Origin of the sequence: Paraclostridium tenue (assembly GCF_039521565.1) — a bacterium.
Taxonomy (GTDB): Bacteria; Bacillota; Clostridia; order Peptostreptococcales; family Peptostreptococcaceae; genus Paraclostridium; species Paraclostridium tenue.
This window is the reverse complement of record NZ_BAAACP010000012.1, coordinates 13742-38432: the sequence shown is the minus strand read 5'-3', so window position 1 is coordinate 38432 and position 24691 is coordinate 13742. Positions and strand designations below refer to the sequence as shown.

Genomic DNA, 24691 nt, shown 5'->3' with positions numbered 1-24691 from the left:
AATGATTTTTTGTAAAAAATAAAGTGTTATCTTTTATGTTTTAAAGATAACACCTTGTTTTTTTTGCTTCAATATATATAGTACAACTGGTATTTTTTAAATCCCAACTGTCATGTTTTTATCTATCGGTATATAAATTTGTACCAAAAATTTATCTTCGAAATCCTCTATTTCTAATTCTCCATCATACTTTTTCAATGATGATTTAACACTTTTTAAACCTATTCCATGAATAAATTTATCCTTTTTACTACTTATTATTCTATTATTTTTTATTTTTACTTTATTTACTTTAGAATTTTCACATCTTATAACATAATATGATTTTACAAAAGTTCCTCTTATTTTTATATATTTTTCATCATTTTTTATCTTATTACAAGCTTCTATAGCATTGTCTAGTATATTTGAAAATATGCTACATACATCTATCATTTCTATAAAATTACACTTTGAAAAATTAATATCACAAAATAAATTTATATTATTTTCATTACAATCAACTTGTTTTTCATTTAATACAATATCTAATATCATATTCCCTGTATTATATATTTCTTTAATTCCATTTAATTCTTTACTAACTTCATCTATATATTTATTTACATCTTCTTTCTCAGAACTCATACTCTTAATGCACATCATATGGTTACTCATATCATGATAAAGTCTTTTTACCTTATTTTGAGTTTCTTGTAAATTTAAATAGTAATTATATTGCATATCTACTTTTTCTTTTAATAAATTTTCTTCACTTTTTTCTTTAATATCTTTAATAGTTTTTAAAACTATCATTAAAAGTAAAATGCCATTTATAAAAGACAATCTAGGAGTTATATTTATATTAAATGCAGTAAGTTCATTATAATAATCAATCCTAATATTATATATAAATCTAGGTAAACTATTCACAAATGCTATAATAAAATTACTTAATACACATCCTATTATAAGCATTATATTTATTTTTTCCTTATCAATATTTTTTAATATTTTTATTATATATATAACTTATATTTATAATAATTATAATCGTACTTTCTATAATCGATATAATATTAAAATTATTTTCTGATGTACTACTTGCATGCATGGATTGTCCTGTTACAAGAAAAAAAACTATCGAAAATACAAATTCCCAAGTTATATAATATGCCATAGTATAAATCATATAATATGATAATACTTTAAAATTACTCAATTTGTAATTTAACTTTGTAAATAAAATAAATGCTATCCATTTTAAATTATTTATAAAATCATAATACTGAGTTGATCTATTAAATAGAATTATAGAATCTAAAATTCCAATTAGCAAAAATATAATATCTAAGTATTTTTTTTCATATTTCCTTTTTTCTAGAGAATCTAATATTTTTATAAAAATAAAATATTCAACAAATATTGATATTCCTATAACTAACCTTGACATTAATTCAGTTTCTAACATAATTTTTCTCCTAAGGAACTTAAAAATTTATGTTTAAAATCTTTGAATCTATGTCTACTTACCAGTACTTCTTCTTTATTATCAAGTATAGCTACATATTGTTTTATATTTTCTACATAATCTATGTTCACTAAAAAACTTTTATGACATCTATAAAAATTATAATTTTTTAACTCTTTTTCTATTTTATCCATAGTCATTTTCGTTTTATATATTTTACTTTCTGTATGTATACTCATATCTTTTCTTTGAATTTCAATATATGTTATTTCTTCTATTTTTATTTTGTAAGTTTCATTTTTATTTTCAATTAATATAAATTTATCCTTTTTATTTATAACTTCATCTATGCAACTTAAAATGTGTTTTTTTAAATTTTCATATTTTATAGGCTTTAATAAATATCTATAAGCTCTTACTTCATACCCCTCTTGTATATATTCAACAAGTGATGTTGTAAAAATTATTTCAGGTTTGTTCTTATCTATTTCTCTTATCTTTCTAGCAACATCCATTCCATTTATTTTTTCCATTTGAATATCAAGTATAAATATATCTACATTTTTGGGATAGTCATTTAATAGTTCTTCTCCGCTTTTGTAGATTCTTAAATTATACTCAGTGTTATTTTCCCCTAAGATTTTTTGAAGAAACTTTTCTATTGTTTTTTGATGTTGAATTTGATCTTCACATAAAACTATTTGTATCATATTCTCCCCTATTTTCCATATATATTTATATCCTTATTATACACAAGTTTTACCAATATTTTAAGTTAACTAAATTTCCTAACAAATAAAAAAACTCTTAGATAAAATCTAAGAGTTTTACTGGTGGGATTAACAGGGCTCGAACCTGTGACCCCCTGCTTGTAAGGCAGGTGCTCTCCCAGCTGAGCTATAATCCCAAATGCTGGTGACCCATAGGGGAATCGAACCCCTGTTACCGCCGTGAAAGGGCGGTGTCTTGACCGCTTGACCAATGGGCCTTATTTAATTTTAACATAAAAAAATGGTGATCCATCCGCGACTCGAACGCGGGACACCCTGATTAAAAGTCAGGTGCTCTACCGACTGAGCTAATGGATCATCTTTTTATGGAGCTAGTGATAGGAATCGAACCTACAACCTGCTGATTACAAGTCAGCTGCTCTACCGTTGAGCCACACTAGCATATATAAAATTTGGCGACCTGGAAGGGACTCGAACCCTCGACCTCCAGCGTGACAGGCTGGCATTCTAACCAGCTGAACTACCAGGCCGCATTATTGGTGGGATTAACAGGGCTCGAACCTGTGACCCCCTGCTTGTAAGGCAGGTGCTCTCCCAGCTGAGCTATAATCCCACATTATTGGTGACTCATAGGGGAATCGAACCCCTGTTACCGCCGTGAAAGGGCGGTGTCTTGACCGCTTGACCAATGAGCCATAAAAAATGGTGATCCATCCGCGACTCGAACGCGGGACACCCTGATTAAAAGTCAGGTGCTCTACCGACTGAGCTAATGGATCATCTTTGCTGAGATGTTGTTTCGACTTTTTTCGTTCGCCGTATCAACAAATATTATTATATTAGCTTTATTAACTTTCGTCAACACTTTTTTAAAATTTTTTTTATTTTTTTAACCAAATTATATAAATACCCTATTTTTCAATGGTTTAATCTCATTTTCTCTATGCATTTTTTGTTAAATTAATAAAAAATATTATTAGTTTTTATTTTATTTTTATTTTCAACCTAGAAATTTCTATTACTTTTTTATATATAATATAAGTAACATTTCAAAAAAATATTAAAAATTTTATATACATAAACTAATAAAAAAATAGTTAATGCTAAGCATTAACTATTTTTTATATTTTAAATTAGAATATATTCTTTCTTATTATAGTTTGAGCTCTGTTTGGTCCAACAGAAACCATATCAACACTAACTCCAACTAATTCTTCTATCTTAGCTATATATTTCTTAGCATTTTCAGGAAGTTCTTCATAAGTTTCCATACCTGTTAAATCTTCTGACCATCCTTCTAATTCTTCATATATAGGCTCACACTTAGCTAAGTCTTCTAATGAAGCTGGGAATTCTTTTAATATTTTATCTCCCATTTTGTAAGATGTACATATTTTAACTGTATCAAATCCAGTTAAAACGTCTAATAACATTAAAGATATACTAGTTAATCCGTTTACTCTAGCAGCATATCTAACTATTACAGCGTCAAACCATCCACATCTTCTAGCTCTACCAGTAGTTGTTCCAAACTCTCTTCCTTGAGTTCTTATTCTATCACCTGTTTCATCATTTAACTCTGTAACAAATGGTCCTTCTCCAACTCTAGTTGTATATGATTTAACTATACCTACAACATCTTTTATCATGTTAGGTCCAACACCTGCTCCTATAGAGAATCCTCCTGATGTTGGGTGAGATGATGTTACATATGGGTACGTACCTAAATCTAAATCTAGTAATGTACCTTGAGCTCCTTCAAATAATACTTTCTTTCCAGCTTTTATAGCATCATATACTATAACTGAAGTATCATCTACGAAAGGTCTTATTTGCTCTGCATACCCTAAGTACTCATTGTATATAGCATCAAAGTCAAAACCTTCAGCTCCATATACATTTTTAACTAATTTATTTTTATCTTCTATTTGAGCTTTTAATTTCTTAGCAAATATATCTTTATCCATTAAGTCACATATTCTTATTCCAGATCTCTCTGTTTTATCCATATAACAAGGTCCTATACCTTTTTTAGTAGTACCTATTTTGTTATCTCCTCTAGCTTCTTCAGCTAAAGCATCTAATTCTTTGTGATATGGGAATATAACATGTGCTCTATCACTTATTTTTATATTTTTAGTATTTATATTATCTGCATTAAGTTTAGCTAACTCTTCTAAAAATCCTTTTGGATCAAATACTATTCCGTTACCTATTACGTTTATAGTTTCAGGATTTAAAACCCCTGATGGTATTAGGTGTAGTGCATATTTTTTTCCATCAACAACTAATGTATGCCCTGCGTTGTTTCCACCTTGTCCTCTTACTACTACATCAGCTTGTGTAGCTAAATAGTCTATAACTTTACCTTTACCTTCGTCTCCCCATTGAGAGCCTACTATAGCAACAGTCTTCATATTAACTCACCTCTATTTTTTTATTCGAACACTTACTTTTTTATTTTACCAAACATTCGCTTTATTTTCAAAACCTTTTTTATTGACCTATTTTATTTAGTATGTATTTTTCTATTCCTACTAAATCTTTTAGGCTTTTTATTTTAATTTCATTAGACAATATACTTTCTTTAAATTCATTTAAATTATCAATTTCCTTTATTAATTTATTATCTCCTGTCATGGTGTTTGTAATGTATATTTTTAAATTTTTATTATTTTTTATTCCATAGATAACCAAAGTTTCCTTAATTTTTTCATCAATAATTCTACATATATTAATTTCACCGTTTATAAAGTCTGTATTTGGATATATATATATTATATTTATCATTTTTTCTCCCCCGTTAAAATAATTTATACTAATTAATAAGAAAGCAAGCTAAATCGCTTGCTTTTTTTATCCACATTTATCAACAATTGTACTGTGGAAAATGTGGATAACCTTTTCTAAGTATAATTGTTGATAAATTTAAAAATATCCACAAGTGATATATTTTATAAAATTATCAACATGTGGATATTCTTATTACATTTCTCTAGCTTTGTTTGCAAATTTTTGAATTTCACCTAACCATACTAATTCAACAGATCCAGTTTCACCATGTCTGTTTTTGGCTATAATAACTTCACCTATATTTTTTCTTTCTGAATCTGGATGATAATATTCATCTCTATATAAAAACATTACTATATCAGCATCTTGCTCTATAGCTCCAGATTCTCTTAAGTCGGATAACATAGGCCTGTGATCTGATCTTTGTTCTGGTGCACGTGATAATTGTGATAATGCTACTACAGGACAGTTAAGTTCTTTAGCTATTATCTTTAAAGATCTTGAGATTTTAGATATTTCTTGTTGTCTACTTTCATTATTATTATCACCCTCCATAAGTTGAAGGTAATCTATAAGTATTAAATCTAAACCTTTTTCAATCTTTAGCTTTCTACATTTTGATCTTAGTTCACTGATTTTTATACCAGGAGTATCATCTATATATATGTTAGCATTAGATAAAACTGACATAGCATCTATTATTCTAGGCCAATCATTTTCATCTAAATTACCATTTTTTATCTTTTTTAACTCTACATGAGATTGTGCAGATAGCATACGTTGAACTAATTGTTCTTTTGACATCTCTAAACTAAATACTGCTACAGATGCATTGCCCTTAAGAGCTGCATTTTGAACTAAATTTAGTGAAAATGCAGTCTTACCCATGGCAGGACGAGCTGCTATAAGTATTAAGTCTGTTCTTTGTAATCCATTAATCTTTTTGTTTAGATCTTCAAATCCACTTGTTATACCTGTTATTTCTTCTTTATTAGTATATAATCTTTCTATCATATCATAGGTATCCATAAGTACTGAATTTATAGACTGAAAATCTTCACTAGATTTTTCTTGAGATATATCAAATATTTGTTTTTCTGCTTTTTCTAAAATATCTTCTACTTTTGTAGAACTATCATATCCTAAATTTAGTATATCATTAGATACTTTTATTAGTTTTCTTAAAACTGATTTTTCTTTTACTATATCTGAATAATATTTTACATTTGAAGTTGTAGGTACTATTGTTGATAAACTAGTTATATAGCTTATTCCTCCTACATCTTCTAAATGACCTTGTTTTCTTAATTCCTCTGTAAGAGTTATTAAGTCTATAGGTTCATTTTTATTATTTAACTTCATCATGCACTCATAGATTATCTTGTGTGCTTCTTTATAAAAATCTTCCGGCTGAATAGTTTCTGTAACAGTAATTATTGCCTCTTTATCTAATAGTATAGACCCTAATATAGACTGCTCAGACTCCACACTATGTGGAGGAATTCTACCTATATCCTCCATTTATCTCACCTCTAGTGTCTTCTTATTGTTTTTCTTTTACATCTACTCTCATTTTAGTAACAACTTTTTGATGTATTTTTATTTCAACAAATCTTGATCCTAAAGTTCTTATAGGCTCATCTAACATAACTTTTCTTTTATCTACTTCGATTCCATGTTCTTTCTTTATTTGAGCAGCTATATCTTTAGAAGTTATTGAACCAAATAATCTTCCAGCATCTCCTGCTTTAGAGTATATAGTTACATTCATCTCTTCCATTTTCTTTCCTAATTCAACTGCTGCTTCATATTCTTTTTGTTCTTTTATTTTTTGAGATGTTTGTTTTTCTTTTAATTCTTTTAACTCTGTATTACCTGCTTGAACAGCTAATTTTTTAGGAAATAAAAAGTTTCTAGCATATCCATCACTAACTTCTTTTACATCTCCTTTTTTTCCTGTTCCTTTTATGTCTTTTAATAATATAACTTTCATTACTCTTCTTCCTCCTCTAGATACTGTTTTATGATATCTGATACCATCTTATAACCTTCTTCTAAGGACACATTTTCAAGTTGAGCTCCTGCTATATCAATATGGCCACCGCCACCTAGCTTTTCCATTAAAACATGTACATTGATAGATCCTAAAGACCTAGCACTTATAAAAATAGTACCACTTTTTGTTTTACCCAAAACAAATGATGCTTCTACATCTTTTATACTTAAAAGTTCATCAGCAGCTTGTGCCACAACTATGTTTATATTATTTATATCAGCATTACAGTAAGCTAAACAAATCTTATTGTCTATAACTTTAGTACTTTGTATTATTTCAGCTTTAGTTATAAAATCTTCAAGATTTGAATTAAATAATTTTTTTACTTCTATAGTATCTGCTCCTGCTTTTTTTAGATATGATGCTGCTTCAAACGTCCTAACTCCAGTCTTAAATGCAAAGTTCTTTGTATCTAAACTTATTCCTGCTAGTAATCCTTCAGCTGTTAATTTATTTATTTTTACATCCTCTTCCATATACTGAACTAATTCTGTCACCATCTCACAAGTTGATGATACATAAGTTTCATGGAATAAAAGAACAGTGTCATTTATAAATTCAACACCTCTTCTGTGATGATCTATTACAACTATCTTTTCAGATATCTTTAATAATTCAGGACATTCTGTAAAGTTTGGTCTATGTGTATCAACTACAATTACCAATGTATCCTTAGTACAGTTTTTTATAGCATCATCTTTAGATATAAAGACATTAGTATAATAGTTAGAGTTCTTAATTCTATTGACAAATTCATCTATAGAATCATTAGAAGCATTTAATACTATATTGGCATTTTTATTGCATGATTTACATATATCATAAATTCCTACTGCTGCCCCCATAGCATCCATATCTGGATATTTATGTCCCATTATATATATTTCTTTACTTTCTAATATAATCTCTCTAAGAGCATGACCTATTAATCTTGATTTAACTTTAGTTTTCTTTTCTACTGCTTTTGATTTACCACCGTAGAAAATAGATTTATCTTTTGTCTTTATTACAGCTTGATCTCCACCTCTACCTAAAGCCAAATCCAATGCTCCTTGAGCTAACTTGAAGTTTTCATTAATTGTCTTACCTTCTATTCCTATACCAATACTTATAGTTACAGGTAAGTTATTTTCTTGGTCTATTTCTCTTATTTTATCTAAAATAGAGAATTTATCAGCTTCTAATTTATCAAGTTCATTTTTACTTAATACTAAGAAATATTTATCTTTTGAAGTTTTTTCAAGAGCTCCATTACAGCTTACTTCTAAAGAAGCCAGGATTTTATCAATCTCTACATTGATTAATGGTCTTCTTTCTTCTGGTGCACTTTGTAAAACTTCATCATATCCATCTACTTGTATAGTTGCTATTACATTTTTTTCTTGGTTATATTTACTTTCTAAATCTAAATATTCTGTTTTATCAATCCAATAAAGCATCATTAAATACTTAGCTTTTTCACCTTGATCACTTTTTATCACATTATATACTATAGTGTAATCTCTATCTTTGTACTTTATATTTGTATATAATTCTTTATTTTCATTTAAAACTTTTCTTAAATCTATATTTTTAACAAGATTTTCTATATTCATACCTAAGGTATCTTCTTTTTCTGTCATTTCATAGAACCTAGTGTTATACCATGTAATACTACCATCAAATTCTAATATACATAAAGGCATTGGTAGATTTAGTATAGCTTTTTTAGTAACTTCATCAATATCTACAGCTAAATCTTGAATGTATTTATTCCATTCTCTCCTTCTTATATCTCTTATTCTCCAATTATGAAAAACAATATATATAAAAACTATAAATACAATAGATCCTATATATATGTTGTAATACATTAGTATAAGACTAAGGATTCCAATTACCACTATATATACATTTATCTCTGGCATATTAAATTTAAAGGTCGACTTATCAAACATTTCTACCCTCCTAAGTGGATTTGTAGTTTCTCACCTTTCTAAAGTCAATTGCACTATCTAGCATTCCTACAAAGCTTAAAATCATTGATCCTGATAATAAAAATACAGCCATTATTGCAAAACCTATTTTGCTTGGTGATTTTTTTCTCCATTCTTTTATAAAATATATAGATACAGATATACCTTGTAGTAAAAACAGTATACTAAATATTAATTGTAAATTTAATATTATTGCATCTGTATATAAGCCTATATTTAACATCGATAAAAACATTGTTAGCAAATATAATAATAAAGATGTTATTATAGCATTTCCTGGTAAATAAAAATCTGAAAACTTTGGTAACTTATAATTCAATCTTTTTATTCTTCTTAAAATAAAAGCTTCTACATAATATGTAATTAGCGAAGCAATTATGCTACATGCAAATAACATAGTTGGTATCGTATTTTGCATAACATTAATTATATCTTTAGGTGCTATATCACCTTTTTGTATAATATTAGTACTTTCCATAATAGCAAATTGAGTTTCTACAGTTGTTTTTAACATCTTTGAAAATTGCTCTATTAAGTCTATATTAAATAAAGCTTTAGATATTGTAAAAAATACAATTGTAGATATTAAAAAAGCTACCGTCCCAAAGAATATAGGTTTAAAGTTTTTATTCCTATCCTCTATATTACTATCTTTATTAATCATATATCCAACTGCTATCCCCGGTAACATGCTCATTAAAACTAAATTTAAAGCATATACAAAATTCACGGTTAATATTAATATGAAAAAAGAGGCTATAGCTGATATTAATGCATATTTATGTCCTGTCATTGTTGCTATTATTGCATATGGAACAGGAATAACAACCATAAGTAACCCTAAAAACGGAATATATGCAGTAGCAATACAAAAAATTATAGCTACAGCTGTTAATATAGCCGCTTGAGTTAATTTAGTTTTATCATTCAATTTAATATCACTCCCTGTTATCTAGGTAATTTTTAAGATTAGATAAATCTCCATACCATCTCTCCACGCTATGGTCTTCCTCTATTCCTTCTTTTATCTTTTCCTTAATTTTATAATCTATTTCTTTAAAACTAATCCCAAGTCTTTTTGATAGTAAGTATGTAACCATAATTATATTAGCTAAAGTATCTTGTAATATTTGATCTACTGATCTTGTTCCTTTAAATAAAAGGTTAAACAAATCTCCTAAGCTAATAATTAATTCGGTTTTCATCCATTCAATTATCTTTATATTCTTTGTTATCTCTGAATTTTTATCTAGTCTCACTATTTCCCCCCTCCTTAATATATAAACATTATATCATAAATCATAGTAGTTTTAACCAATAAAAAAACGAGCCTTAAGGCTCGTCCTTTTCTTAGTCTAATGTATATGGTAATAAAGCTAAGTTTCTAGCTCTCTTTATAGCAACTGTTAATTCTCTTTGATGCTTAGCACAAGTACCAGCTATTCTTCTAGGTAATATTTTACCTCTTTCAGTTACGTATTTTTGTAATCTTTGAGTGTTTTTGTAGTCTATCTTAGCATTTTTATCTGCACAGAATTGACAAACTCTTTTTTTCTTACGTCTCTTTTTGTTTATCATATCAGTTTCCCTCCTTTTTAGAATGGTATATCGTCATCATCTATAGCTTGGAATCCTTGAGGATCTAATCCTGTAGGTTCAAAACTTGGTTCAAAGCTAGGCTCAAAACCTTGATTTTGACTTGGATATGGATTATCCGATCTATTTTTATTGCTATCTAAGGCTTGTATATTTCTCGCGCTAACCTTAGTAAAAGTTCTTCTTTCGCCAGATTGAGTTTGGTAATTGTCCACTCTTATAGAACCTTGAAGGGCAACTAGTCTACCTTTTGATATATAGTTGGCACAAAATTCAGCAGATTTTCCCATAACTTCAACAGGTATAAAATCAGTTTCTCTACTACCATCTTTTTTAGCATAATCTCTATCAATGGCAATAGTGAATGTTGCAACGGCTGTTCCTGTTCCTGGGATATATCTTAACTCAGGATCCTTCGTTAATCTTCCCACTAATACAACTTGATTCATTTAAAACACCGCCTATTTACGTAAAAATTATATAGTAGTTATTAAGCAACAACTATCATATGTCTTATTACGTTCTCGTTTATCTTTAAGTTTCTGTCTAATTCCTTTGGAACATCAACACCAGCCTTAAAGTTAACTAATACATAGTGACCTTCAGTGAACTTAGCTATTGGGTATGCTAATTTCTTAGTACCCCAAACATCTACCTTCTCAACTTCACCTTCAGTAGCTATAACTTCTTTAACTTTGTTTAATACAGCTGTTCTTACTTCTTCATCTGCATTAGGCTTTACTACGAAAACTAATTCATAATTTCTCACACGATTCACCTCCCTTTGGACTTACGGCTCTGCTACGCAGAGCAGAGAAATGAGATTAAAATCTCATACTTTACACATTTTATCACTTATAAAACAAATTGTCAATTTAATTTTATTTTAAACCTATTTTCTAAAATTTAATATATCGTAATCTATATAAATAAAAATTTATAAACGTATAAAATTTTAATTTTTGTTAAATATAATAATATAGACCCCATAACTTAAACATATTTCATCCCAATCTCCCCTAAAAAAAGAGTGACCTAATAGGTCACTCCTTTTTTTATCTATATATTTGCATTTTCTAAAAGAGCTTCATTTAATGCTTCAGCTAATCTCTTAACACCTTCAACTATCTTCTCATCTGGCATATTAGAATAGTTTAGTCTAAATGTATTTTCCTTACCTCCATTAGGGAAGAATGACCCTCCTGGAACATAAGCTACATTATTTTCTAAACATTTTTCCATTATCTTTCTAGCATCCAAATGGCTTGGTAACTCTATCCATGTAAATAATCCACCTTCTGGATGTGTATATTCTATTCCTTCTGGGAAGTATTCTTTTATTGTTGATAACATTAAATCTCTACGCTTTTTATAAACTGTTTTTATCTTTTCAACATGTGCATCTAAATCATAAACTTCTATAAATTTACTTACTTCTCTCTGAGATATTGTAGATGCTTGTAAATCTGCTCCTTGCTTAACAAATACAAATTTAGAAAGTATTTGTGGTGATGCACAAACCCATCCTATTCTATATCCTGGACAGAATATCTTAGAGAAAGAACCTAAGAATATAACTAACCCCTTTTCATCCATTGATTTTAAAGATGGTAATATTTCACCTTCAAATCTCAATTCCCCATATGGATTATCCTCTACTACTGGTATTTCAAACTTATTTATGACATCCATGAATTTGTTACGTCTTTCCATAGACCATGTTTTACCTGTTGGATTTTGGAAATCCGGTATAACATATATCATCTTTACATTTTCTGTTGATTCTAATATCTTTTCTAACTCTTCAATTATCATTCCATTGTTGTCAGTTGGTACTTCTATAAATGTAGGACAGTATGATTTGAAAGCATTTAATGCTCCTAAATATGATGGACTCTCGACTAAAACTACATCCCCTTCATTTAAAAATATCTTCCCTGCAAAATCTAGTCCTTGTTGAGATCCACTTGTTATTAGTAAGTCATCTTTTGAAATGTCAGTTTTTAACTTTCTGTTCATTCTTTCAGCTATTTGTTCTCTTAAAGGTCCAAACCCTTCTGTAGTTGTGTATTGAAGAGCTTCTTTTCCTGATTCCTCTAATACTAGCCTCGATATTTCCTTCATTTCTTCTACTGGAAATAATTCCGGAGCCGGAAGTCCACCTGCAAAAGATATTACTTCTGGTTTTTCCGTTAACTTTAAAAGTTCACGAATTTCAGACCCTTTTAATCCATCCATTCTTTTTGCAAATTTGATAGCCATAATTAAGTTTCCCCCCTTGGTAAATGTTTTCCCAGTTTAATTATAGCAAATAAAGGGCGATTTTTACAAGTCTTTTACCTTTTTTATTCTTTTTTCTAAAGTTTCTCTATCTAATTGTACTACTCTTTCACACTTTAAACATTTTATTTTAAAATCCATACCTACTCTAGTTATTTTAAAATCTTTACAACCACATGGATGTTGTTTTTTTAATTCAACAACATCTCCTATATTTAATTTCATTGGCATTAATATCACTCCTATCTTAACTTAGTTATTTCTTTTTGTCCTCCACTTACTCTAGTGACTTTGAAAATTCCATGATATAAAATTTCATTTTCTTCTAATGTTTCTACTACTGTATCCATATCTTTTTCTAAAAACCTAACTGATATTCCACAACTAGAACTTATTTCTCTAGGTGTCGGTAAAGTTGTTACCTTTATAGCTTTTTCATTTAAAACTTTATCTGTTCTTATTGCATGATGAGTTGAGTTAAATGCTACTATATACATTTCATTCATTGTTTGTTCTTCCTTTCCATGTCTTTATATATTAATTTTATACATAAATAAAGACTACATAAACTTGTCATGTAGTCTTTATTATTTATATAGATATAGTTTTTGATGAATTGTTCATTGTTTCTACAATTGTATACATATTTGTTACTGTTCCAACTTTTAAAGCATCTTTTAATCCGTAATAATCTAAACATGTTCCACAAGATAATATCTCTACACCTGCATCTTGTAATAACTTAAGATTTTCTATTGTTGCTTCATTTTCTGTTGTTAACTTTATTGCACTATTAACAAATAATATACTCTTTGGATATGGCTTACTTTCTGTTAAAGTATATATATATCCTTTCATAAGAACATGTCCTAATTCATCGTTTCCATTTCCTATTTTATCTGAATTTATAAATATACATGTATCTGATAAAGACTCTTGTGATTTTTCTTCTATTATAACATTTTCACCTTTTATAATCTCTATACAAATTAAATCTTTTTCTGATTTTAAAACATTAGCTTGGTGGTTCATTGATTTTGCTAATTTTAACACATTTTCTTTAGCCATTTCATTATCTACAGTTACTACTACTACCCCTTGGTCAATATTATCTAGTTCTTTCTTAGTATTTATAACTGGTTTAGGACAGGCTAATCCTCTTGCATCTAACTCTATTCTCATAAATACTCATCTCCTTAAATATGATACTTCCTTAATTTTAACATAATTAAATATATTTTGTTATAGATTATTTCTATAAACTAACTCTACCTTATCATATTAGACTATGATTTTAAATTTATTATTTGTATACAGGATTCTAGTTCTACTACTAACATATTATCTGGTATAAAAAGCACTTTTTTTATATTTTCATCAAATGTTTTCAATTCAGTACCTTTGTTATTCATTATTTTATTGTCACTGTACATAATAAATGAATCTTTAATATTTACTATTCCCTTTAAATTTTCAATATATATTTTTATATCTTCTATACCTTTGTCAATATATTTGATTTTATTGTCATTTTCTATAATATAAATGCTATTTTTATATATATTACTGTAATGTTTTATATCTTTAACTTTAAATTCTTCTACGGTTTTTAGTTCATTATTAACTTTACTTATCTTATCTTTTTCAATTATATATATATCATTTTTATATATAATAAGATCTAGTATCACAGAATTATCTATACTTTTTGTATTTTTTAAATTTCCATTGTAATCATAACAATTTATTGTACTTTTTAACTTATCTTCAGTATTTATAGATACGACATAAATCCCTTTATCCGAATAACCTATATCTGTTACAATACCTTTTTCATTAATAGACTTTACTAATTTAAACTCATAATCATATATATTAACTATGTTTTTATTATCTTTTTTATATGCATACACATATGAATCATTATCTATGCTTTTATATAACAATCCATCTTTATTCATACTTTTTTTAACTACAACTTTACCTTCTTTATCTACGCTATATACTATATTTCTATCTTTATCCAATATATCTATAAATCTATTGCTATCTAACTTTAAATTCTTTTGACTAAATGCTACATCAAAAATTTCTTTTCCACTACTATTTATACTTTTTAATGAATTCCCATCATAATAAACTAAGTTTTTATTGTACTCTACATAATTGCTATTTTTATTTATATTAACCTTTTTTATATTCTCTAATTCTACAGATTTTTTATTTAGGATATTACTCAAGTTGCCAATTTTGTTGGGATTTATTAATACTATAAGTAATAAAATTACTACTAGTATCCATTTTTTTTTCATTGGCTTTCCTCCATATCATTTTTAATACTTAATATTTTCTATATAAAAATAAAAGACTCCTTTTTAAAAGAGTCATTTTAAATAATTTCTAGATTTTTATATAAACAAACACCTCTTTGATAATACTCAAGCTCTTTTTCTTTAGATATGTCTGAGTATAATTGACCTAACTCTATATATAAATCTGCAAGAGTTTTTCTGTCATTTAAATCTTTTATTATACTTATACATTTTAGTAAATATTCTATTGCTAATTTATTGTCTTTTTCACTTTTGTATATTTGAGAATAAAACTTAAGTGCTTGATATTCAAAATATTTATTCTTATTTTTTATTGCACTTGCCAATGCTAATTTAGAATATTTTCTAGCTTCATCATAATTTTCTAACTTTATGTATGACTGTATTATTTTTATTATTATATCTACAGTACATTCATCTTCATCATATTTTTTTATATCATATGCTCTTTTTGAATAATCTAATGCTCTTTCATTATTACCTATATTTTCATATACTTCACAAACTCTTAGGTATATGTTAGCCAAATCAGTTTTATTATCTTCTTCATCTAATAAATCTAATGCAATCTTAAATTGTTGTTTTGCTTCTTCATATTTTCCTACACCCATTAGTTTATTAGCTTTAGATACTATTAATTGAGCTTCTTCTTTTGAGTTAACTATAATATCTAAATTTTTAATTTTATCTATATATTCTAATGCTTCATCATCCTTATTTAACTGTGTATAACAAAATGACATATTACTATATAAATCTTTTTTTAAGTTCATATCATTTATATTATTTTCTTCTAATATATCTTCAGCAAATTTAAAGTTACTTAGTGCTCCTTTATGGAACTTTTCTTCTATGTATATTTTTCCTATATTTATATAACACTTAGCTATATTTTCTTTATCATTATTTTGTATGAAGAAATATAATGATTTTTCAAAATTAATTATAGCTGCATTATAGTCTTTTTGCTTTAAATTTATAGTAGCCAGCAATAAGTTACATTTACCGTAATTTTCTATAAGTTGGTATTCTGTGCATATCGACATTACTTTATTTATTTCACTTTTAGCTTTTTCTAAATCTTTACATCTTATATATATTTCACTTTGTATTATTAAATTATCTGTTAGTTTCTTGGCTTGCATTTCTTTAGTTTCTAGTAAATAATCTACACTCACTTCAAGACGGCTTGCTAAGTATTCTAATAATTCATAGCTAGTATGAGATTTATCTCTTTCTATATGACTTATTTGTGCTGCAGTTATTCTTTCTCCAGCTAATTCTTTTAATGTTAAATTTTTTTCTTTTCTTAATTTCTTAATCTTTTCTCCTAAGCTTAGAATTTCCATACCTGTCCCCCTTAGAAAACATTTTCTTATAATGAAATTATAACTTATATTTATTATAAATACACTAATTTATTTACTTAATCTGCAATATATTTTTATATTTTTACAAGTTATCATAGTTTTTTTACAAATTTTTATGAGTTTTTTTATAAAAAAAGAGACTCACTTAAAGTTTTTAACTATAAGCAAATCTCTCTTAATTTCTACATATTAATTTCTTTTTCTATATGTTTTAAAGCTTCTACAGCCTTATCTATGTCTTCTTTTGTGTTAAAATATCCAAGGCTAAATCTTACAGTTCCTTGTCTAAGTGTACCTAATGTTTTATGAGCAAGAGGAGAACAATGTATTCCTGATCTTGTAGCAATCTCATACATATCATCCAATATAAATGTTACTTCTCCTGAATCTATATCTCCTATATTTATAGAAATTACTGCTGCTCTTTTTTTACTATCTAAAGGTCCATATATTTTTATATTAGGAACTTCAGTTAACTTAGTTAACATATATTCACATAATTCTTCTTCATGTTTTCTAATTTTGTCTATACCTGTTTCTAGAATAAACTTAACTCCAGCATTTAACCCTGCTATACCTGGTGTATTATGAGTTCCAGATTCATATCTATCTGGCATCATATTAGGTTGGAATAAATCTTCTGAATTACTTCCTGTTCCCCCTTCTTTAAGTATATTTACTTCTAATCCATCTCTAATGTATAGCATACCTGTTCCTTGTGGTCCTAATAAACATTTATGTCCTGGTGCTGCTATCATGTCAACATTAATTTTTTGTACATCAATATCATATACACCTAATGTTTGTGATGCATCAACTAAATATAATATATTATTTTCCTTAGCTATGTTTCCGACAGATTCTATATCCACTATTGTCCCACATACATTTGATGCATGAGTAGTAACAATTAGCTTTGTATTAGGCTTTATTGCTTTTTTTATATCATTAGGGTCTAAATGCCCATATTTATCACACTTAACTATTGTATTTTCTACACCATTTTTCTCTAATGCCTTTATAGGTCTTATTACTGAATTATGTTCAATACTCGTTGTTATAATATGATCCCCTGACTTAACAACTCCTTTTATAGCAAGATTTAAAGAGTCTGTTGCATTATGAGTAAATACTATACTCATAGGATTTGATACATTTAAAAGCTTAGCTATATTTTCTCTGCATTCATATATTTCTCTTCCTGCTCTCATAGCTAACTTATGTCCTGCTCTTCCTGGATTTGCTCCATAGTTTTCCATACAATCTAAAACTGCTTCATATACTTGTCTTGGCTTTGGAAATGTTGTTGCTGCATTATCTAAGTAAATCATATTAAGTCCCCTCTCTTATGCTTCTTGTCCTTCTAATAATAATGATACTATACTATCTAGGTCTTCGTCATTATAATACTCTATTTCTATCTTTCCTTTTTTCTTCCCTTTTGAGATGTTTACTTTTGTTCCAAATATATTAGTTAATCTTTCTTCTACATCTACTATATAAATATCTTTTTGCTTTATCTTTTTTTCATTAACTATATTTTCATTTTCTAGGATTTTTTTAGCTAATTTTTCAGTTTCTCTTACAGATAACTCTTCTTCCATTATTCTATTAGCTATTTGTAATTGTATATTATGATCTGGTATTCTAAGTAATGCTTTACCATGTCCTGGGGTAATTCTATTATCTTCAACCATTGACATTACTTCTTTACTTAAATTTAAAAGTCTTAATGTATTTGTTATATGAGGTCTACTCTTTCCTACAGCTTCAGATATTTCTTCTTGAGTAACATTATAATGGTCTATTAAACTTTTATAAGCTAAAGCTTCTTCTATAGCATTTAAATCTTCTCTTTGTAAGTTTTCTATTAATGCAATTTCCATTAAATCTTTCATGGGTATATCTTTTATGACCGCTGGCATTTCTTTTAATTTAGCTTTTTTAGATGCTCTGTATCTTCTTTCTCCAGCTATTATCATATACTTTCCAGAATCATCTGGTTTTACAACTATTGGTTGAAGTACTCCATAATTTTTAATAGAACTTGATAAAACTTCTATCTTTTCTCCATCAAAAACCTTTCTTGGTTGATCTGGATTTGCATAAATTTTATTTATATCTATATTAACAATATCTTTTGAATCTAACTCTTCTTTTATAGTAGGAATCAATGCTCCTAGGCCTTTTCCTAATCTATTTGAACGTCTTGTCGTTTTTTCCATTCTATATCACATCCTCTTCTAAATCTATAAATTCTTCTGCTAATTCTAAGTATGCTATTGCACCTTTACATCTAGCATCGTAATAAATAGCTGGTTTGCCATGACTTGGAGCTTCCGCAAGTCTTACATTTCTAGGTATTAAAGTAGTATATACACTTCCTTTAAAATATTTTTTTACTTCCTCAACTACTTGAATAGACAGGTTTGCCCTTCCATCAAACATACTTAAAACTACGCCTTGTATTTCTAAATTAGGATTTAGACTTCTTTTTATAAGCGATATAGTTTCCATTAGCTGACTTACTCCTTCTAATGCATAATACTCACATTGTATAGGTATTAAAACACTATCTACGGCAGTTAAACAGTTTATAGTTAACATCCCTAGAGATGGTGGACAATCTATAAATATGTAATCATAGTTATCTTTTACTTTATCTATTGCCTTTTTTAATATATATTCTCTTTCTTCTATGCTTGTAAACTCTATTTCTGCTCCAGCTAATTCTGTTGCTGATGCAACTATATCTATATTTTCAAATTCAGTTTTAATTATTGCTTCTTCAATACTATCATTGTTTATTAATACTTCATAAATCGTGTTTTCAACTTCATTTTTTTCTACTCCATATCCACTAGTAGAATTTCCTTGTGGGTCTAAATCTAATACTAAAACTCTTTTTCCCATTTTAGCTACACTAGCACTTAAATTAACATTTGTAGTTGTTTTTCCAACTCCACCTTTTTGATTAAAAACTGCTATTACCTTTCCCATAAGTCTTACCCCCTTTAACCTTTTAAAAAAAGATTACTGCTAAGCAGTAATCTTTTATTTTTTAGGAATCTTTACAACAACCTCAATATGGTCACCTTTATCAACTTCTTTATACTTAGCCTCTAACCCTGTATTAGTTATAGCCTCATAAGCTTGTTTTATAGTGTTTAGGTAAATTCTCATTCCCATTATTCCTTTGACAGTTTGCTTTTTATCTTCACTACCTTTAGGTTGTTTAAGATCTTCTAGTATATCTGCTATTAGCTTTTCTGTTTTCTTAACATTTAAGTCTGATTTTATTACCTTATCTAAAACTTCTCTCATCATTTCTTCATCTGGTAATTTTAATAAAGCTCTAGCATGTCTTTCTGTTAAGCTATTTTCTACTAACTTTATTTTTATATCTGTTGGTAATCTTAGTATTCTAATTTTATTAGCTATTGTAGATTGATTTTTTCCTAGTTTTTGTGCAAGTTGTTGTTGCGTGAAGCAATGTTCTTTTATTAAATTTTCATAGCCCATAGCTTCCTCTATAAAATTCAAATCTTCTCTTTGTAGGTTCTCTAATAGTGCTAATACAGCTGAAGATTCATCAGACATATTATTTATTATAGCAGGAATAGTTTCTAGTCCAGCCAACTTAGATGCTCTAAGTCTTCTTTCTCCTGCTACTAGTTCATATTCATCGTTACTTTTACTCCTAACAGTTATAGGCTGTAAAATACCATATACCTTTATAGATTCACTTAATTCTTCTAATGCTGATTGTGAAAATACTCTTCTTGGTTGGTATGGATTTGGAACTATATTATTTATAGGTATCTCCATAACTCTTTTATCTTCCATAACATCCCTCTCTCATCCAAAACTAAATATATTTAAAACACGAAATTACCTCAGTTACTTATGTGTATAATATTTCTGCATTTAGTTACATATTCCTTCTAAAATATTTTTTTTGCTCTATATTTTAAAATATTTCTTTGGAAATAATGCACTTCTATTCTACTTTATTGGGCTTTTTACTGGTTTTCCAGCTTTTCTTGGATATTTTGCTGGCGTACTATTTACTTTTTTGAAAACAACTATGTTATGATTTAAATCTGTATCAGGAAGTTTAACATCTATTTTTTCTACAAACTCTAGTCCTAATACTTCCATAGCTTTTTTAGATTCTTCTAATTCTGTATCTGCATTTGGACCTTTTAAGCATACAAAATATCCACCTACTTTTATAAAAGGTACACAAAATTCCATTAAAATAGGTAATCCAGCAACTGCTCTAGCTGTAGCTATGTCATATTGCTCTCTATAATTTTCATCCTTACCAAAGTCTTCTGCTCTTCCATGTATTAATTCTACATTATCAATTTTTATATTTTTACATACTTCATCTAAAAAGTTTATTCTTTTATTTAAAGAGTCTAAAAGTGTGACTTTAGTATTTTCTAAGCAAATTCTTAATGGTAACCCTGGAAATCCTGCTCCAGTACCAACGTCAATTATAGACATTCCATCTTTTATATATCCATTTTTAACTGCTGCAACAGAGTCTAAGAAGTGTTTTATATACACTTCTTTTTCATCCTCTATTCCAGTTAAATTCATCTTTTGGTTCCATTCAACTAATATATCTCTATATATCTTAAACTTTTCTATAGTTTCATCCTTGCAGTTAATTCCTAATTCTTCGATACCACTTTTTAGTATTTCAGCATTATTCATTTCTTTCACCTCTACCTCTTCTTTGTTGCTCAAGATAGATAAGTAAAACTGATATGTCAGCTGGTGATACTCCAGATATACGAGACGCTTGTCCTATTGATATAGGTTTTATTGCATCCAGTTTTTGTCTAGCTTCTATTCTTAATCCATCTATAGATGAGTAATTTAAGTCTTCACTTAACTTTTTATTTTCTAGTTTTTTAAACTGATCTATTTGCTTTAACTGTTTATCTATATAACCTTCATATTTAGTCATAATTACGCATTGTTCTTTTATAGCGTATGGAATATCTTCTCCAGCTCCTTTACCTGCAGCTTCTATCATTTCATAGTCAACTTCAGGTCTTTTTAAGAATTCATATAGAGAATATCCCACTTTTATAGGAGAAGCTCCTTTTTCTTCTAGTAAATGATTTATATCTTTAGGAGTAATTCTTTCAGTTTTTAATCTCTCTAATTCTTTTTCTATAAGTTCTTTTTTCTCTAAATATTTTTTGTATCTATCTTCATCTACAAGACCCATTTCATAACCTTTTTGAGTAAGTCTCATATCTGCATTATCTTGTCTTAAATATAATCTGTATTCACATCTAGATGTCATCATTCTATATGGTTCGTTAGTTCCTTTTGTAACTAAGTCATCTATTAAAACACCTATATAAGCTTCTGATCTATCTAAAACAAATGGTTCTTTTCCTTGTATCTTTAATGCTGCATTTATCCCTGCTATTAATCCTTGAGAAGCTGCCTCTTCATAACCTGATGTTCCATTGAATTGTCCTGCACTAAATAAGTTTTCTACACCTTTTATTTCTAGAGTTATTTTTAATTGTGTTGGATCTATACAATCATACTCTATAGCATAAGCTGGTCTCATTATTTTAGCATTTTCAAGACCCTTTACACTCTTATACATTTGAATTTGTACTTCATAAGGTAAACTTGTTGATATACCTTGAATATACATTTCTTTAGTACTTTCACCTTCTGGCTCGATAAATATTTGATGTGAATCTTTATCACTAAATCTTACTATTTTATCTTCAATAGATGGACAATATCTAGCTCCTGTACTATCTATTTGTCCTGCATACATAGGTGATCTACCTAAATTTTCTTTTATTATTTCATGAGTATTTATGTTTGTTCTTGTTAAATAACATGGTTCTTGTTTTCTAGATAACTCATCATTTAAGAATGAGAATGGAGTCACACGCTTATCTCCCTCTTGAATTTCCATAACAGAGAAATCTATACTATCTCTGTGTATTCTAGCAGGAGTTCCTGTTTTAAATCTTCTCATTCTTAATCCTAAATCAACAAGTTTATCAGTTAAATACCTACTGTATCCAAGTGCATTAGGTCCTTCATTAAATGAAACTTCTCCCATATATATTTTAGAGTTTAAGTATACTCCTGTCGCTAATATTACAGCTTTAGCATGATATATACATCCTAATTTTGTTATAACACCCTTAACAACATTTCCCTCACTTAATATATCTACAACTTCATCCATCGCTATATCTAAATTCGGCTCATCTTCTAAAGTTTTTTTCATTTCTTCATGATATCTACCTTTATCTGCTTGAGCTCTAAGAGAATGTACAGCAGGTCCTTTTGCTGTATTTAACATTCGACTTTGTATAAATGTTTTGTCTATATTTATACCCATTTGTCCACCTAGGGCATCTATTTCCTTAACTAATTGACCTTTACCAGTTCCCCCTATAGAAGGATTGCATGGTAATAGTGCTATAGAATCTAAAGAAAGTGTTATAATTAATGTTTTATGTCCCATTCTTGCTGTAGCTAATGCAGCTTCACATCCTGCATGTCCTGCTCCAACTACTATTACGTCATAATTTCCTGCATCAAAATTTAACATATGTTCTCCTTTCATGATAAACACTAATGTTTCACGAAAAACATTATATGATTATTTTCCTATACAGAAGTTACTAAATATTGTATCTAATAAATCCTCTGTTACCGTATCTCCATTTATATATCCTAGATAATCCCATATATTTTTAAAATCCACTTCAATAAAATCTAGTGGCATATATGATTCAATAGCCATTATAGCATCAGCTATAGATTGCTTTGCTTTATAAAGTGCATCTTTATGTCTAGAGTTTGTTACTACTAAATCTGATGAATTTTTAATTGATCCAGCAAATACCATATCCTCTATTTTATCATGTATCCTCTCTATACCTTCATGTTGTAATGCTGATATATTTATTATATTTTCCTCGTCTATATATTCTTTTACTTTTTCTATATCTATAACTTGATCTAAATCAGTTTTATTTAATAAAACTATAGTTTTATTAGGTTGAACAGATTCTAAAATTTCTATATCTTCTGATTCTAATTTTCTTGAAGAGTCTAAAACTACTATTGATAAATCTGCTGAATTAAAAAATTCTCTTGATTTCTCAACACCAATTTTTTCAACAACATCTTCTGTTTCTCTTATTCCAGCTGTATCAACTATTTTTAAAGGTATACCTTTTATATTTACAAATTCTTCTATTACATCTCTAGTTGTACCTGGTATATCTGTTACGATAGCTCTATTTTCTCCTAGTACAGCATTTAATAATGATGACTTACCAACATTTGGCTTACCAACTATTACAGTTTTTAGCCCATCTCTAAGAATTTTTCCACTTTCAGCAGTATCATATAATTTATTTATCTCTTTTTGTAATTCTAGTGATTTTTCTTTTAAAGTATTGTAAGTTATATGCTCAACATCCTCATCTGGAAAATCTATAGAAACAGTTATATGAGCTAGCATCTCTGTTATATTATGTCTTAAATCCTTAATTTTTTTAGATAAAGACCCTTCTAATTGTGATTGAGCTACTGTATGTGCCATATCTGTTTTTGCATTTATAACATCAATTATTGCTTCAGCTTGAGCTAAATCTATTCTTCCATTTAAGAAAGCTCTCTTAGTAAACTCACCTTGTTCCGCTAATCTAACATCTTTAGATAAAATTAATTCCAATATCTTTTTTACAGAAATAAATCCACCGTGACAGTTTATTTCTATTACATCTTCAGCAGTATATGAATTTGGTCCTTTCATATAAGCTACTAAAACTTCATCTATTATCTTTTCTCCATCTAATATATGTCCATATATTAAAGTTCTTTTATTATAATCTTCTATCTTTTTTCCTGACATTGACTTAAATATGCAATTTGCTACTTGAAGTGACTTTTCTCCACTTATTCTTATTATTCCGATTCCACCTTCACCAGGAGCTGTTGCTATTGCAGCTATAGTATCGTCTATAAACAAACCTATCACCTCTTTATCCTATATTTTATTCATAAACCTTAAGGTATTATTTTATCATTTTA

Annotated in this window: 26 protein-coding genes and 8 tRNA genes; all 34 read right to left on the bottom strand. The window is 28.0% G+C overall.

Annotated elements, in window-relative coordinates; genetic code table 11:
* Positions 1–96 precede the first annotated feature (96 nt).
* The 34 genes from ABFX13_RS10285 to mnmE all read right to left on the bottom strand — a co-directional run bounded on the left by ABFX13_RS10285 (position 97) and on the right by mnmE (position 24629).
* Positions 97–912, bottom strand: coding sequence for an ATP-binding protein (locus ABFX13_RS10285; RefSeq protein WP_346045621.1), 816 nt, complete (start codon positions 910–912; stop codon positions 97–99).
* Between the two features lie 64 nt (positions 913–976).
* Positions 977–1450, bottom strand: coding sequence for a hypothetical protein (locus ABFX13_RS10280; RefSeq protein WP_346045619.1), 474 nt, complete (start codon positions 1448–1450; stop codon positions 977–979).
* Positions 1444–2160 carry a LytR/AlgR family response regulator transcription factor gene (locus ABFX13_RS10275; RefSeq protein ID WP_346045617.1) on the bottom strand — a complete coding sequence of 239 codons (717 nt, stop codon included), beginning with the start codon at positions 2158–2160 and terminating at the stop codon, positions 1444–1446. Before ABFX13_RS10275 ends, ABFX13_RS10280 begins: the two co-directional genes overlap by 7 nt.
* A gap of 121 nt (positions 2161–2281) precedes the next feature.
* A tRNA-Val gene (locus tag ABFX13_RS10270) sits at positions 2282–2357 on the bottom strand.
* Positions 2358–2363: 6 nt separating this feature from the next.
* A tRNA-Glu gene (locus ABFX13_RS10265) sits at positions 2364–2438 on the bottom strand.
* 24 nt (positions 2439–2462) lie between these two features.
* Positions 2463–2538, bottom strand: a tRNA-Lys gene (locus ABFX13_RS10260).
* A gap of 9 nt (positions 2539–2547) precedes the next feature.
* Positions 2548–2622, bottom strand: a tRNA-Thr gene (locus tag ABFX13_RS10255).
* A gap of 12 nt (positions 2623–2634) precedes the next feature.
* Positions 2635–2711 (bottom strand) — tRNA-Asp (locus ABFX13_RS10250).
* A gap of 7 nt (positions 2712–2718) precedes the next feature.
* Positions 2719–2794, bottom strand: a tRNA-Val gene (locus ABFX13_RS10245).
* A 7-nt stretch (positions 2795–2801) separates the two neighbouring features.
* Positions 2802–2876, bottom strand: a tRNA-Glu gene (locus ABFX13_RS10240).
* 8 nt (positions 2877–2884) lie between these two features.
* A tRNA-Lys gene (locus tag ABFX13_RS10235) sits at positions 2885–2960 on the bottom strand.
* Positions 2961–3314: 354 nt separating this feature from the next.
* Positions 3315–4598 (bottom strand): adenylosuccinate synthase, encoded by a 1284-nt coding sequence (locus ABFX13_RS10230; RefSeq protein WP_346045615.1) that lies wholly within the window; start codon positions 4596–4598, stop codon positions 3315–3317.
* 79 nt (positions 4599–4677) lie between these two features.
* Positions 4678–4971 carry a hypothetical protein gene (locus tag ABFX13_RS10225; RefSeq protein ID WP_346045613.1) on the bottom strand — a complete coding sequence of 98 codons (294 nt, stop codon included), beginning with the start codon at positions 4969–4971 and terminating at the stop codon, positions 4678–4680.
* A gap of 195 nt (positions 4972–5166) precedes the next feature.
* On the bottom strand, positions 5167–6495 hold the full coding sequence (gene dnaB, locus ABFX13_RS10220) for a replicative DNA helicase (protein ID WP_346045611.1): 1329 nt from the start codon (positions 6493–6495) through the stop codon (positions 5167–5169).
* A gap of 22 nt (positions 6496–6517) precedes the next feature.
* Positions 6518–6967 carry a 50S ribosomal protein L9 gene (gene rplI, locus ABFX13_RS10215; protein WP_346045609.1) on the bottom strand — a complete coding sequence of 150 codons (450 nt, stop codon included), beginning with the start codon at positions 6965–6967 and terminating at the stop codon, positions 6518–6520.
* Entirely contained in the window at positions 6967–8967 is a 2001-nt protein-coding gene (locus ABFX13_RS10210) for a DHH family phosphoesterase (RefSeq protein WP_346045607.1), read from the bottom strand. Before ABFX13_RS10210 ends, rplI begins: the two co-directional genes overlap by 1 nt.
* A 10-nt stretch (positions 8968–8977) precedes the next feature.
* Positions 8978–9937: a YybS family protein gene (locus tag ABFX13_RS10205; protein ID WP_346045605.1), complete on the bottom strand. Its 960-nt coding sequence runs from the start codon at positions 9935–9937 to the stop codon at positions 8978–8980.
* Positions 9938–9944: 7 nt separating this feature from the next.
* Entirely contained in the window at positions 9945–10265 is a 321-nt protein-coding gene (locus ABFX13_RS10200) for a MazG-like family protein (protein WP_147547627.1), read from the bottom strand.
* Between the two features lie 91 nt (positions 10266–10356).
* Positions 10357–10584 (bottom strand): 30S ribosomal protein S18, encoded by a 228-nt coding sequence (gene rpsR / locus ABFX13_RS10195; protein ID WP_021127409.1) that lies wholly within the window; start codon positions 10582–10584, stop codon positions 10357–10359.
* Between the two features lie 17 nt (positions 10585–10601).
* Positions 10602–11051 carry a single-stranded DNA-binding protein gene (locus ABFX13_RS10190; protein WP_147547629.1) on the bottom strand — a complete coding sequence of 150 codons (450 nt, stop codon included), beginning with the start codon at positions 11049–11051 and terminating at the stop codon, positions 10602–10604.
* Positions 11052–11092: 41 nt separating this feature from the next.
* Positions 11093–11371, bottom strand: coding sequence for a 30S ribosomal protein S6 (gene rpsF, locus ABFX13_RS10185; RefSeq protein ID WP_147547631.1), 279 nt, complete (start codon positions 11369–11371; stop codon positions 11093–11095).
* 290 nt (positions 11372–11661) lie between these two features.
* Complete coding sequence (locus ABFX13_RS10180) at positions 11662–12864, bottom strand: aminotransferase-like domain-containing protein (protein ID WP_346045601.1); 1203 nt, start codon at positions 12862–12864, stop codon at positions 11662–11664.
* 63 nt (positions 12865–12927) lie between these two features.
* Positions 12928–13113: a DUF951 domain-containing protein gene (locus ABFX13_RS10175; RefSeq protein WP_147547635.1), complete on the bottom strand. Its 186-nt coding sequence runs from the start codon at positions 13111–13113 to the stop codon at positions 12928–12930.
* Positions 13114–13124: 11 nt separating this feature from the next.
* Positions 13125–13388 (bottom strand): putative Se/S carrier protein, encoded by a 264-nt coding sequence (locus tag ABFX13_RS10170; protein ID WP_147547637.1) that lies wholly within the window; start codon positions 13386–13388, stop codon positions 13125–13127.
* A gap of 85 nt (positions 13389–13473) precedes the next feature.
* Positions 13474–14064: a sulfurtransferase-like selenium metabolism protein YedF gene (gene yedF / locus ABFX13_RS10165; RefSeq protein WP_346045598.1), complete on the bottom strand. Its 591-nt coding sequence runs from the start codon at positions 14062–14064 to the stop codon at positions 13474–13476.
* Positions 14065–14168: 104 nt separating this feature from the next.
* Positions 14169–15194, bottom strand: coding sequence for a hypothetical protein (locus ABFX13_RS10160; protein WP_346045596.1), 1026 nt, complete (start codon positions 15192–15194; stop codon positions 14169–14171).
* 77 nt (positions 15195–15271) lie between these two features.
* A complete protein-coding gene (locus ABFX13_RS10155; RefSeq protein WP_346045594.1) occupies positions 15272–16564 on the bottom strand; it encodes a helix-turn-helix domain-containing protein in 1293 nt (430 codons plus the stop codon).
* Between the two features lie 203 nt (positions 16565–16767).
* A complete protein-coding gene (locus ABFX13_RS10150) occupies positions 16768–17916 on the bottom strand; it encodes an aminotransferase class V-fold PLP-dependent enzyme (RefSeq protein ID WP_346045592.1) in 1149 nt (382 codons plus the stop codon).
* A 15-nt stretch (positions 17917–17931) separates the two neighbouring features.
* The gene (locus tag ABFX13_RS10145; RefSeq protein ID WP_346045590.1) at positions 17932–18810 is read right to left on the bottom strand and encodes a ParB/RepB/Spo0J family partition protein; all 879 of its coding nucleotides are present in this window, start codon (positions 18808–18810) and stop codon (positions 17932–17934) included.
* A 1-nt stretch (position 18811) separates the two neighbouring features.
* Positions 18812–19585: a ParA family protein gene (locus ABFX13_RS10140; RefSeq protein ID WP_346045588.1), complete on the bottom strand. Its 774-nt coding sequence runs from the start codon at positions 19583–19585 to the stop codon at positions 18812–18814.
* 54 nt (positions 19586–19639) lie between these two features.
* A complete protein-coding gene (gene noc, locus ABFX13_RS10135; RefSeq protein WP_346045586.1) occupies positions 19640–20431 on the bottom strand; it encodes a nucleoid occlusion protein in 792 nt (263 codons plus the stop codon).
* A 159-nt stretch (positions 20432–20590) separates the two neighbouring features.
* The gene (gene rsmG / locus ABFX13_RS10130) at positions 20591–21310 is read right to left on the bottom strand and encodes a 16S rRNA (guanine(527)-N(7))-methyltransferase RsmG (RefSeq protein ID WP_346045738.1); all 720 of its coding nucleotides are present in this window, start codon (positions 21308–21310) and stop codon (positions 20591–20593) included.
* Positions 21303–23198, bottom strand: coding sequence for a tRNA uridine-5-carboxymethylaminomethyl(34) synthesis enzyme MnmG (gene mnmG, locus ABFX13_RS10125; RefSeq protein WP_346045584.1), 1896 nt, complete (start codon positions 23196–23198; stop codon positions 21303–21305). Before mnmG ends, rsmG begins: the two co-directional genes overlap by 8 nt.
* A 51-nt stretch (positions 23199–23249) precedes the next feature.
* Positions 23250–24629, bottom strand: a complete 1380-nt coding sequence (gene mnmE, locus ABFX13_RS10120) for a tRNA uridine-5-carboxymethylaminomethyl(34) synthesis GTPase MnmE (protein WP_346045582.1) — start codon at positions 24627–24629, stop codon at positions 23250–23252.
* Positions 24630–24691: the final 62 nt, after the last annotated feature.

What these genes read in the sequence shown, in the direction of transcription:
- ABFX13_RS10280 (WP_346045619.1), bottom strand. Translation starts at nt 1,450, where the DNA reads ATGTTAGAAACTGAATTAATGTCAAGGTTAGTTATAGGAATATCAATA.
- ABFX13_RS10275 (WP_346045617.1), bottom strand. Translation starts at nt 2,160, where the DNA reads ATGATACAAATAGTTTTATGTGAAGATCAAATTCAACATCAAAAAACA.
- ABFX13_RS10230 (WP_346045615.1), bottom strand. Translation starts at nt 4,598, where the DNA reads ATGAAGACTGTTGCTATAGTAGGCTCTCAATGGGGAGACGAAGGTAAA.
- ABFX13_RS10225 (WP_346045613.1), bottom strand. Translation starts at nt 4,971, where the DNA reads ATGATAAATATAATATATATATATCCAAATACAGACTTTATAAACGGT.
- dnaB (WP_346045611.1), bottom strand. Translation starts at nt 6,495, where the DNA reads ATGGAGGATATAGGTAGAATTCCTCCACATAGTGTGGAGTCTGAGCAG.
- rplI (WP_346045609.1), bottom strand. Translation starts at nt 6,967, where the DNA reads ATGAAAGTTATATTATTAAAAGACATAAAAGGAACAGGAAAAAAAGGA.
- ABFX13_RS10210 (WP_346045607.1), bottom strand. Translation starts at nt 8,967, where the DNA reads ATGTTTGATAAGTCGACCTTTAAATTTAATATGCCAGAGATAAATGTA.
- rpsR (WP_021127409.1), bottom strand. Translation starts at nt 10,584, where the DNA reads ATGATAAACAAAAAGAGACGTAAGAAAAAAAGAGTTTGTCAATTCTGT.
- ABFX13_RS10190 (WP_147547629.1), bottom strand. Translation starts at nt 11,051, where the DNA reads ATGAATCAAGTTGTATTAGTGGGAAGATTAACGAAGGATCCTGAGTTA.
- ABFX13_RS10180 (WP_346045601.1), bottom strand. Translation starts at nt 12,864, where the DNA reads ATGGCTATCAAATTTGCAAAAAGAATGGATGGATTAAAAGGGTCTGAA.
- ABFX13_RS10175 (WP_147547635.1), bottom strand. Translation starts at nt 13,113, where the DNA reads ATGCCAATGAAATTAAATATAGGAGATGTTGTTGAATTAAAAAAACAA.
- ABFX13_RS10170 (WP_147547637.1), bottom strand. Translation starts at nt 13,388, where the DNA reads ATGAATGAAATGTATATAGTAGCATTTAACTCAACTCATCATGCAATA.
- yedF (WP_346045598.1), bottom strand. Translation starts at nt 14,064, where the DNA reads ATGAGAATAGAGTTAGATGCAAGAGGATTAGCCTGTCCTAAACCAGTT.
- ABFX13_RS10160 (WP_346045596.1), bottom strand. Translation starts at nt 15,194, where the DNA reads ATGAAAAAAAAATGGATACTAGTAGTAATTTTATTACTTATAGTATTA.
- ABFX13_RS10155 (WP_346045594.1), bottom strand. Translation starts at nt 16,564, where the DNA reads ATGGAAATTCTAAGCTTAGGAGAAAAGATTAAGAAATTAAGAAAAGAA.
- ABFX13_RS10150 (WP_346045592.1), bottom strand. Translation starts at nt 17,916, where the DNA reads ATGATTTACTTAGATAATGCAGCAACAACATTTCCAAAGCCAAGACAA.
- ABFX13_RS10145 (WP_346045590.1), bottom strand. Translation starts at nt 18,810, where the DNA reads ATGGAAAAAACGACAAGACGTTCAAATAGATTAGGAAAAGGCCTAGGA.
- ABFX13_RS10140 (WP_346045588.1), bottom strand. Translation starts at nt 19,585, where the DNA reads ATGGGAAAGGTAATAGCAGTTTTTAATCAAAAAGGTGGAGTTGGAAAA.
- noc (WP_346045586.1), bottom strand. Translation starts at nt 20,431, where the DNA reads ATGGAAGATAAAAGAGTTATGGAGATACCTATAAATAATATAGTTCCA.
- rsmG (WP_346045738.1), bottom strand. Translation starts at nt 21,310, where the DNA reads ATGAATAATGCTGAAATACTAAAAAGTGGTATCGAAGAATTAGGAATT.
- mnmG (WP_346045584.1), bottom strand. Translation starts at nt 23,198, where the DNA reads ATGTTAAATTTTGATGCAGGAAATTATGACGTAATAGTAGTTGGAGCA.